Source organism: Saccharopolyspora sp. NPDC002686, from assembly GCF_040295745.1.
GTDB lineage: Bacteria > Actinomycetota > Actinomycetes > Mycobacteriales > Pseudonocardiaceae > Saccharopolyspora > Saccharopolyspora oryzae.
Genome location: NZ_JBEOVY010000304.1, coordinates 1 through 9709, shown reverse-complemented (window position 1 = coordinate 9709; position 9709 = coordinate 1). Strand labels below are relative to the sequence as shown.

Here is a 9709-nt window from a genome sequence, read left to right as displayed (position 1 = left end):
CGGCAGCAGGCGCCCTTCGCCTTGGTCGGTCAGCCGCGCTTCGCGCTCTCGGCCTGCTCCGCCTTCTCGGCCTCCGTCCACTGCTCCGCAGTGGACTTCGCCGACTCGTCCACATCGGACTCAGCGGCGTCCGCCGCTTCGGCCGAACCCTCCGCCGGGGCATCCGCCTTCGGCTCCGCCTCTGCCGGGGCCTCCGCCTCCGGCTCCGGCTCTGCGGGCTTGGCTGTGGTTGCGGTGCGGACGTCGAGGAGGCGGGCCACCTCGCTGCGGAGGTGGACGAAGGTCTCCGACTCGCGGGTGGTGATCTGGTCGCGCTCGTCGCCGAGCGGGATCTCCAGGTCCGACACGACGGTGGCCGGGGACTTCGACAGGACGAACACGCGGTCCGCCAGGTAGATGCTCTCGTCGATGTCGTGGGTGACCAGCAGGACCGTGCTGTCGAACTGCTTGCGGACGCGCAGCAGCAGGTCCTCCAGCTCGAAGCGGGTCTGGGCGTCCACCGAGGCGAACGGCTCGTCCATCAGCAGCAGCGCCGGGCGGCAGGCCAAGGCGCGGGCGATGGACACCCGCTGCTGCATGCCGCCGGAGAGCTGCCACGGGTACTTCTTCGCGGCCGCCGACAGGCCGACCCACTCCAGCACCTCGTCGGCGCGTTCGCGGCGCTCGGCCTTGCTCACGCCGCGGGAGCGCAGCGGGAACTCCACGTTGGACCGCACCGACAGCCACGGGAACAGCGAGCGGCTGTAGTCCTGGAACACCACGGCCAGGTCCTCGGGCACGCCCTGCACCGGGTTGCCCTTGAGCTTGACCTGCCCGTCGGTCGGCTTGATCAGCCCGGAGATGGAGCGGAGCATGGTGGACTTGCCGCAGCCGGACGGGCCGACGATGCAGGCCAGCTCACCGGTGCGCACCTGGAAGGTCAGGTCGGCGATGGCCTGGTGGCCGTTCGCGCCTCCGTAGCGGTGGCCGAGCCCGGAGACTTCCAGCATGGTCTTGGTTTCGGTCATCGAGATTCAGCCTCCGACTACGTTCGCCGACGCTTGCGAGGGTTGCCAGCTCAGCGCGCGGCGTTCCACTGCGAGCAGCAGGGTGTTGAGCAGGTATCCGAGGATGCCCAGCAGGACGATGCCGGCCCACATGGCGGGCAGGTCGAAGGCCCGCTGGTCGAAGATCAGCCGGTAGCCGATGCCGTTGGTGGAGCCGACGAGCTCCGAGACGACCATCAGCACCAGCGCCAGCGACAGGCTCACCCGCAGGCCCGCGAAGATCTTCGGGGTCGCGGCGGGCAGCACCACGCCGAACACCCAGTGCGAGCGGGGGATCCGGAACGACTTGGCGGTGTCGACCTTGACCTGGTCGACCGAGCGCACGCCGTCCACGGTGTTGAGCAGGATCGGCCACATGACGCCGAACACGATCACGGTGATCTGCATCTCGGTGCCGATGCCCAGCAGCACCAGGAACACCGGGACCAGCACCGGCGGCGGGATGGCGCGCATGAACGCCATCAGCGGTCCGAAGTAGTCCATGCCGGTGCGGGAGCGGCCGAGCAGGGTGCCCAGCCCGACGCCGACCACCACCGCGATCAGCCAGCCGGCGAAGACGCGGCCGAGGCTGGCCAGCAGGTCGGTGTAGACCTCCTCGGTCAGGAACAGCGAGGAGGCCGGGCCGCTGAACCACTTCTCGGCGGCGGCTTCGACGATCCGGGTCGGCGGCGGGAAGAACGGGTTCTGCGCGAAGCGCGTCACCAGCTCCCAGAGCACGATCGCGATGATGAACACGAACCACCGGCGGAAGAACCCCTGAAGCTTGTTCACACTCGTCCCGCCTCTCCGCGATTCACAGTGGCGGTTGCGTCCGGTTGCATCTCGCGTTTCGGGGTTTCTTGTGGCTGGTTTGCGTCACGGTCCCCTGAGATGCCGTTGCGCAGGGCGCGGCCTGACACGGGCTTGTTCATGCTGCCTCCCGATCGACCGTGCTCCAGCGCAGGCCGCGCTTGTGCAGCAGTTCCAGCGCTTCGTTGATCAGGTAGCCGATGATGCCCGCGACCAGGGTGCCGGCCAGGACCAGGTCCATCCGGCCGGCGCCGGAGCTGGCGTCGAGCACGAAGTTGCCCAGGCCGCCGCTGCCGCCGGCCAGGAACTCGGTGCTGACCACCAGGATCAGCGCGACGGCCGCCGACATCCGGATGCCGGTGAGCACGAACGGCGCGGCGTTGGGCAGCGCCACGGTGAACATGATGCGGCCGCGGCCGAGCCCGAAGGAGCGCGCGGTGTCGACCATGACCGGGTCGATCTCGTCCAGCGCGTAGATGGTGTTGAACAGGATCGGCCACACCGCGGCGTACACCGCGAGCGAGATCTTGGTCTCCGGACCGGCCCCGACCAGCACGATCGCCAGCGGGATCAGCGCCACCGACGGGATCGGGCGGAGGAACTCGATGATCGAGCGGGTGGCCACCCGGATGCTGCGGACGCTGCCGAGCAGCAGCCCGGCCGGGACCGCGATCGCGATGGCGATGCCCAGCGAGATCGCCCAGGCCAGCACGCTGGCGATCACGTCCAGCAGGAAGTCGCGGTCGCCGAGCAGCTCGGCGAGCTGCGCGAGCACTGTGGACGGTGGTGGGAAGTATTGCTGGGGAACGGCTCCGGATCGGCTGAAGACCTCCCAGACGAGCAGGAAGCCCAGCAATCCGAGAAGACCCCGGAGTGTTTTCGTCATGTCCCGAATCAGCTCTGTCGCGTGCGGTGCGGTGCGCCCGGCGGTTTGCGTTGGTGTGTCCGAATTCCAGCACCTGGGGTGCGCGGTGCGGTGATCGGGGCCGGGAACGTCGAAATCGGCACCTAAGCGCCGATTTCGGGGAAACTCCAGGAGAACTGGCGGAGTCGGGAGGGTGAAATCCGGCCGCTCGGCCCGAATTCACCCTCCCCGCTCGGCTCAGGCCTTGGGGGTGACGATCATCTCTTCGACGTTGATGTCGTTGTTGATGAAGCCGTACTGCTTCATCAGCCGCGGCACCCGCTGCAGGCGGGTGGCGTCCGCGCGGGAGTTGAACTTCAGCAGCGTGATGATCGACGCGGTCTCCTTGTCGATCTTGGCGAACTCCGGCAGCAGCGGCTCGATCTTGCTGCGGTCCTGCGACTCGGCCACCGCGCGGTCCATGACCTTCTGGAACGCCGCGACGGTCTTCGGGTTCTCGTCGCAGAACTTGGCGGTCGCGCCGTAGCCGGTCAGCGGCAGGTCCTCCAGCGGGCCGGTGGAGGTGTCGACCACCGGCACCGCGCCGTTGCGGGCGGCCATGGTGAGGAAGGGCTCGGTGACGATCGCGGCGTCGACGCGGCCCTGCTCCAGCGCGGCGGGCATGTTCATGAACGGCACCGGGGAGAGCTCGACCCCGCGCCAGTTCACGCCGTGGGCGTCGAGGGTGGCCTTGACCAGCAGCTCGGTGATGGTGTTCGGACCGCTGATGGCGATCTTCTTGCCCTCGAGGTCCTTGGGTTCCCGGATGTTGGTCTTCGACGGGGAGGTCATGATGACCGTGGAGTTCGGCGTGGCGGACGCGCAGTCGGCCACGATCCGCAGCGGCGCCGTGCCGCTGGCCTGGGCGGCGAAGAACGGCACGTAGCTGCTGTAGGTGATGTCGTAGTCGCCGCCGATGGTGCTGGCCAGGGCCGCGCTGCCGTCGCTGGCGGTGACGATCTCGACGTTGAGGCCGGCTTCCTTGAAGTAGCCGTTGCGCACCGCCAGGTGCAGCGGCGCGAGGTCGTTGATCGGCAGCGCGCCGACGCGCAGGTTCTGCTTCTCGACCAGCTCGTTCCCGCCGCCGTCCGACTTCGAGCCGCCGAGGAGGCCGCAGCCGCTCGTGCCCAGCAGCGCGCCGGCTGTGACCGCTCCGCCTGCGAGTTTCAGCAGGCTCCTGCGGGGGAGGCCGCGGGGGGCGGGGCTCATGGGTTCCTCCTCGGATTCGGGGTGCGACATGGTGCAGAACCGCGCCGGGTTGTCCGGTGCGCGGCAACCGAGCGCATGCGTGCCCCGTGAGCGCCGTGGCCTTTCGCGGCGTCAGCGATCACCGTCTGCTCTGGGGATGCGGGTGAGGAACAGTCGGCGCGCCCCCGGCGGTGCGGTGGCGGTGGCGGGGCACCCGAACTGTAGAACGTTCACTAAACGCCCACAACCAGCTGTAACTAGCTCGTCATCACACAAACGGCCCATTTGTTGTCCATACCACTCGAACGTGTGATGAACGCGGGCGTTGGGGGCCTGACTTGTGACGCCCAGTTAAGTATAGTCTCGCCCGTCGAGGTGACTGGCCTCTTGCTTCGGGGGATGCACGTTGTGACCAGGGAGTGTGATGGCAAGCCCGGCTGACAGAGTCAGGGTCATCGACTGCTCGGCGGAAGCCGAGGAATCGTCGGCCTGCTCGTGGGTTCTCGGCGTGGCGACGCCGGATCGCGGGCGCACTCCCCGCACGATGATCAACACCACCGCGGCGCGGAGAGGTAGCTAGCCGTGGCGGTGTCGCACATGTCCGCCGCAGCGCAGGAAACAGGGATGCTCAACAACGACCCCGCTACCGGAGCCGGTGCGCCCGACCAACCGGGTGCTACCCGGACCAAGAAGTGGTGGCTGCGCAACTGGCGCCTCCGGTACAAGATGGCCGCCGTTCTGCTGGTGCCGACGCTGGCCGCGCTGGCGGTCGGTGGCATCCGCGTCTACGACGGCGTGACCACCCAGCACCGGCTCAGCACCATCGTCGAACAGGTGGAACTGGCCCAGCAGGCCTCCGCCCTGACCCACGAGCTGCAGCGCGAGCGCGACTTCGCAGTGGTGTTCACCACCTCGGGCTCCCCGCAGGCCAAGGACGACTACGCCGCGCAGAGCGGCAAGGTCGACGGCGCCGTGCAGAAGCTGCGCGACTTCGAAGGCCGCGTTGGCGGGTTCTCGCCAGAAGTGCGCGACTCCTACAACAGCGCGGTGCACCGCGTCGGCAGCCTCGGCGCGCTGCGCAACACCATCAACGGCCGCTTCACCAGCCCGCAGACGCTGGTCGCCTACAACTCGGTCATCGACACCCTGCTGCAGGTCAACCGCACGGTGTCCACGTCCGCGGTGAACACGCAGGTCAGCCAGACCGCGCGAGCCTCCGAGGCGCTCGGCCGGGCAAAGGAGCAGCTCGCCCAGCAGCGCTCGATCCTGCTCAGCGCCGCGCTGCGCGACCACTTCCTCACCGGGCAGACCGAGGCGATGCGCGCCGCGAACGCCCGGTTCGAAGCCGCCTACTCCGAGTTCCTGAACTCGGCCAACGGCGAGCAGAGCGCCCTCTACGCGGCACGCGTCGCCGGCGCCGCGGTCGACACCACCGAGCAGATCGAGCAGACCGCGCTGATCCGCGCCGAGAGCGACCAGTCCGCGTCGCTGGGCGTCCAGGCGGCCCAGTGGGGCCAGGTCGCCGGTGAGCGGACCGACCTGGTGCGGTCCGTCGAGGACTCGGTCCTCAACGACTTCCAGACCGACGCCACCGACCTCGCCGACTCCGCCTGGTGGTCGCTGGTCCGGGACTCCGTCCTGCTGCTGCTCCTGCTGGTGGTCGCCTTCGGCGTCGCGGCGTTCATCGCCCGCTCGATGCTGCGCCCGCTGCGCACCCTGCGCTACAGCGCGCTGGAGATCGCGCAGGAGAGCCTGCCCGACGCGATCAGCCGGGTGAACGAGAACCCGAGCACGGCCAGCCAGATCACGGTGCCGCCGGTCCCGGTGCACACCGAGGAGGAGATCGGGCAGGTCGCCCGGACCTTCGACACGGTCAACCAGCAGGCGCTGCGCCTGGCCTCCGAGCAGGCGCTGCTGCGGAACAACATCAACGACCTGTTCGTCAACCTCGCCCGCCGGAGCCAGACCCTGGTGCAGCGCCAGCTGTCCCTGATCGACCGGCTGGAGCAGGACGAGCAGGACCCGGACCAGCTGAGCAGCCTGTTCGAGCTGGACCACCTCGCCACCCGCATGCGGCGGAACAACGAGAACCTGCTGATCCTCGGCGGCACCGACCTCACCCGCCGGATGATGCGCCCGGTGCCGCTCAACGAGGTCCTCGGCGCCGCGGTGTCCGAGGTCGAGCAGTACGCGCGGATCGCCGTGGTGGACACCCTCGACCTGGCCATCCAGGGCCGCGTGGTCAACGACTTCGTGCACCTGGTCGCCGAGCTGCTGGAGAACGCCACGGTGTTCTCCAACCCGGACACCGAGGTCACCGTCCGCGCCGCCTACCGCAGGCAGGAACTCGTCATCGAGATCCGCGACCGCGGCGTGGGCATCGACTCCGACGAGATCGACGACATCAACGAGCGGCTCACCCGGCCGCCGGAGATCGACGTCGCGGTGTCCCGCCGGATGGGTCTGTTCGTGGTCGGCCAGCTGGCCCGCCGCCACGACATCCGCGTCGAGCTGCACAACAACGACGGCCTCGAGGGCGGCGCGACCGCCACGGTCCGCCTCTCCGGCGAGCTCGTGGTGCAGCTCACCCCGGACGGCCCGATGCCGATGCCCGACGTGCCGCGCGGCGGCCGAGGCGACGAGCGCCGCGACTCGCTCAGCGAGACCGGCACCCACCTCGGCCTGGCCGCTGCCTTCGGCGGCGGGCGCTCCGACCGGGCGGCCGAGCCGCCCACCGAGCGCGCCCCGTTGCCGCAGCTCGGCCTCGACCAGTCGACCGCGTTCACCGAGCTGCCGCAGCGCGAGCCGCGGCAGGAACCGGACGAGGCGGACACCGAGCTGTCGACCGAGTACTCGGTGACCATGGCCACCGGCGATTCGTTCGGCGCCACCGACGTCCCCCAGTGGGAGGATGAGCGGACGGCGCCCGCGGACGACGACGTCCGCGCCGAGGAATGGCCCAGCGACGAGATCTCCAACGGCTTTGAAGGCCAGTGCGGCCCGCCCGCCGCAGCGGCCGACCTGTTCCACAGCCCGTTCGAGGCGGAGAAGACCGCTCGGTTCACCCCGACGGAATTCCCGGACGAACCGGTGGAACCGGCGCACGAGACCAGTGCGCTGAACGGGTTCGCCCACGAACCCGCCGAGGTCGAGAGCAGGGTCGATTCCGAACGCGCCGCCGACAACGGAACCCGGCAGGACGCGGTCGCGGACGAGCTGCCCCGGAGGGGGAGTCCCGAGCAGAGCACCCAAGGCCAGCCGGCGTTCGCCGACGATGAGCCGAGAGGAGCCGCCTGGGACATGGACGACGCGCCGACCCAACGCCTGCCGATCTACGAAGCCGTGCTGTCGCAGTGGTTCCGAGAGTCCGATGTGGACGATTCGCCGCTGGGGTCCGAGCCGAAGTCGGCCGAGCCCGCGTCCGCGCAGCCCGCGGAGGAGCCCGCGGAGGTCGAGCCCGTCGCGGCGGAACCGGCCCCCGAGCCCGTCGCCGAGGTGCCCCGCACCACCACGCCCGACCCGGGCTGGGGCGGCGCCGACGTGGGTTGGAAGGCAGCCGAAGCGCTGCTGCAGACCCCGGAGGTCCAGGAGACCACCGCAGCCGGGTTGCCCAAGCGGGTGCCCAAGACGAACCTGGTGCCGGGCTCGGCGACCCCGCGCTCGTCGCAAGCCCCGCGCCGCAAACCCGCCACCCCGCGTTCGGCCGACGCCGTGCGAGGCCGGATGGCGAACTTCCAGCAGGGTGTCAAACGGGGTAGGCACTCCAAGGCCGAACCGGTTTCCACCGAACCTCGCTCGAACGCGAGCCGTCCCGAGGAGCAGGAGTGAACGGGTCCGTGCAGCAACCGATGAGCAGCAACAGCTTCAGTTGGCTGATCACCGACTTCGTGCGTCGGGTTCCCGGCGTGGCGCACTCGGTGGTCGTGTCCGCGGACGGCCTGCTGCTCGCCGGCTCCCAAGGCCTGCCGCGCGACCGCGCCGAGCAGCTGTCCGCGGTCGCCTCCGGCCTGGTCAGCCTCACCCAGGGCGCCGCGCGGTGCTTCGAAGCCGGTGAGGTCACCCAGACCGTGGTCGAGATGGAGCAGGGCTACCTGTTCCTGATGTCCATCAGCGACGGCTCCTGCCTGGCGGTGCTCGCCGCGCCCAACGCCGACATCGGCCTGGTCGCCTACGAGATGACGCTGCTCGTGGAGCGGGTCGGCCGGCAGCTCACGCCGGAGCTGCGCGCGCAGCTGCAGGGCATGGGCCGCCGGTGACTCCGGCTGGGGAACGCTGAGGGGAGCTCGCCATGACCACCGGTTCCGAGCCAAGCTGGGACGGTGACCTGTTCCGCCTCTACAACAAGAGGCTGAGCGCGGAATCCTGGCAGGACGACTTCGTCGACGACGCGGCCGGGCAGAGCGCGGACTCGCTCGGCGGCTACGACCGGGCGCTGTTCGGCGGCCCGGGCGCCGACCTGTTCGGTTCCGGTTACGACGCTCCCCAGGACGCGTCGGACCTGCCCCGCCCGGTCGAGGGCAGCGGTCCGCCGTCGGTGTCGATGCCGTCGATCTCCGGGTCGATGGGGCCGATCTCCCAGTCGATGCCGTCGATCTCGCAACCGATGGCACCGATCTCGCAGTCCATGCCGTCGATCTCCGGATCGATGCCGGCGATCCCCAGCATGGACGCCCCGGAGGACGACGGGCTCGACAGCGGTTCGCTGGTGCGGCCCTACGCCCGCACCCGGGGGCGGACCCGCACCGATCACGATCTCGCCATCGAAACGCTGGTCACCACCAGCGAACGCGGCCGCAGCCAGGCGGCCCAATCCCGGTCCGAGCACCGCTCGATCTCCGAGCTGTGCATGGAGGCCCGCTCCGTCGCCGAGGTCGCCGCGCACCTGCGGCTGCCGTTGGGCGTGGTGCGCGTGCTGATCGGCGACATGGCCGACACCGGACTGGTCCTGATTCACGACAGCGGCATGGTCGTCGGTGATCGGCCGTCCATGGAGTTCTTGGAGAGGGTGCTCAGTGGGCTTCGCAGGCTCTGATCCCCGCGCCACGCCGAGCGGCCGGAAGACCTCGACGAAGATCGTGGTCGCCGGTGGTTTCGGCGTCGGGAAGACGACGTTCGTCGGCTCGGTTTCCGAAATCGTGCCGCTGACGACCGAAGCGGTCATGACCGAGGCCAGCGTCGGGGTCGACGACCTCAGCGCCACGCCGGGCAAGGTCACCACCACGGTGGCGATGGACTTCGGCCGCGTCTCGCTGGACGAAGACCTGATCCTGTACCTGTTCGGCACGCCCGGCCAGCACCGGTTCTGGTTCATGTGGGACGACCTGGTGCGCGGCGCGATCGGCGCGGTGGTCCTGGTCGACACCCGCCGCCTGGCGGACGCGTTCGCCTCGATCGACTTCTTCGACGACCGGGGCCTCCCGTACATCGTCGCGGTGAACACCTTCGACGGGGTCCACCACCACCGCATGGAGGACGTCCGCGAAGCCCTCACCATCGACCCCTCGGTCCCGATGATCTCCTGCGACGCCCGCAACCGGGACAGCACCAAGCAGGCCCTGATCACCCTGGTCCAGCACGCCATGCGCCAGCGCATGGCCGCCACCCGCTGACCCCCGGCTCCGTCGCCCGCAAATTCCATTGAAATCGCACCTCCTATTTCAATGGAATTTGCGCACCACAGGCGTGTTGGCCCCCGACACGCCGACTCCCGAAACCGCAGTTTCAATTGAAACTGTGATCCGCCGTGCCTGGGTTCCGCAGTTTCAATTGAAACTGCACACCC

Annotated in this window: 8 protein-coding genes; 4 read left to right on the top strand and 4 right to left on the bottom strand. The window is 69.5% G+C overall.

The window, feature by feature from the left end:
- Positions 1–29: 29 nt before the first annotated feature.
- From ABTZ89_RS30025 to ABTZ89_RS30010, 4 genes are all read right to left on the bottom strand, one after another.
- Complete coding sequence (locus ABTZ89_RS30025; protein WP_351050979.1) at positions 30–1007, bottom strand: ABC transporter ATP-binding protein; 978 nt, start codon at positions 1005–1007, stop codon at positions 30–32.
- Positions 1008–1013: 6 nt separating this feature from the next.
- Complete coding sequence (locus ABTZ89_RS30020) at positions 1014–1817, bottom strand: ABC transporter permease (protein ID WP_351050976.1); 804 nt, start codon at positions 1815–1817, stop codon at positions 1014–1016.
- 136 nt (positions 1818–1953) lie between these two features.
- The gene (locus ABTZ89_RS30015; RefSeq protein ID WP_270954380.1) at positions 1954–2721 is read right to left on the bottom strand and encodes an ABC transporter permease; all 768 of its coding nucleotides are present in this window, start codon (positions 2719–2721) and stop codon (positions 1954–1956) included.
- Between the two features lie 216 nt (positions 2722–2937).
- Positions 2938–3948, bottom strand: coding sequence for an ABC transporter substrate-binding protein (locus ABTZ89_RS30010; protein WP_351050972.1), 1011 nt, complete (start codon positions 3946–3948; stop codon positions 2938–2940).
- A gap of 576 nt (positions 3949–4524) precedes the next feature.
- Here ABTZ89_RS30010 and ABTZ89_RS30005 point away from each other — a divergent pair.
- Genes ABTZ89_RS30005 through ABTZ89_RS29990 form a run of 4 tightly spaced genes read left to right on the top strand, consistent with a single transcriptional unit; the run spans position 4525 to position 9536 of the window.
- On the top strand, positions 4525–7755 hold the full coding sequence (locus tag ABTZ89_RS30005) for a sensor histidine kinase (protein WP_351050969.1): 3231 nt from the start codon (positions 4525–4527) through the stop codon (positions 7753–7755).
- Positions 7756–7775: 20 nt separating this feature from the next.
- Complete coding sequence (locus ABTZ89_RS30000; RefSeq protein ID WP_175548002.1) at positions 7776–8183, top strand: roadblock/LC7 domain-containing protein; 408 nt, start codon at positions 7776–7778, stop codon at positions 8181–8183.
- A 32-nt stretch (positions 8184–8215) separates the two neighbouring features.
- Positions 8216–8959, top strand: coding sequence for a DUF742 domain-containing protein (locus tag ABTZ89_RS29995; RefSeq protein WP_270954377.1), 744 nt, complete (start codon positions 8216–8218; stop codon positions 8957–8959).
- Complete coding sequence (locus tag ABTZ89_RS29990) at positions 8940–9536, top strand: GTP-binding protein (RefSeq protein WP_270954376.1); 597 nt, start codon at positions 8940–8942, stop codon at positions 9534–9536. Before ABTZ89_RS29995 ends, ABTZ89_RS29990 begins: the two co-directional genes overlap by 20 nt.
- The last annotated feature ends 173 nt before the right edge of the window (positions 9537–9709 follow it).

Coding starts and splice junctions, on each gene's coding strand:
- ABTZ89_RS30005 (WP_351050969.1), top strand. CDS start 4,525: ATGTCCGCCGCAGCGCAGGAAACAGGGATGCTCAACAACGACCCCGCT.
- ABTZ89_RS30010 (WP_351050972.1), bottom strand. CDS start 3,948: ATGAGCCCCGCCCCCCGCGGCCTCCCCCGCAGGAGCCTGCTGAAACTC.
- ABTZ89_RS30000 (WP_175548002.1), top strand. CDS start 7,776: ATGAGCAGCAACAGCTTCAGTTGGCTGATCACCGACTTCGTGCGTCGG.
- ABTZ89_RS29995 (WP_270954377.1), top strand. CDS start 8,216: ATGACCACCGGTTCCGAGCCAAGCTGGGACGGTGACCTGTTCCGCCTC.
- ABTZ89_RS30025 (WP_351050979.1), bottom strand. CDS start 1,007: ATGACCGAAACCAAGACCATGCTGGAAGTCTCCGGGCTCGGCCACCGC.
- ABTZ89_RS30015 (WP_270954380.1), bottom strand. CDS start 2,721: ATGACGAAAACACTCCGGGGTCTTCTCGGATTGCTGGGCTTCCTGCTC.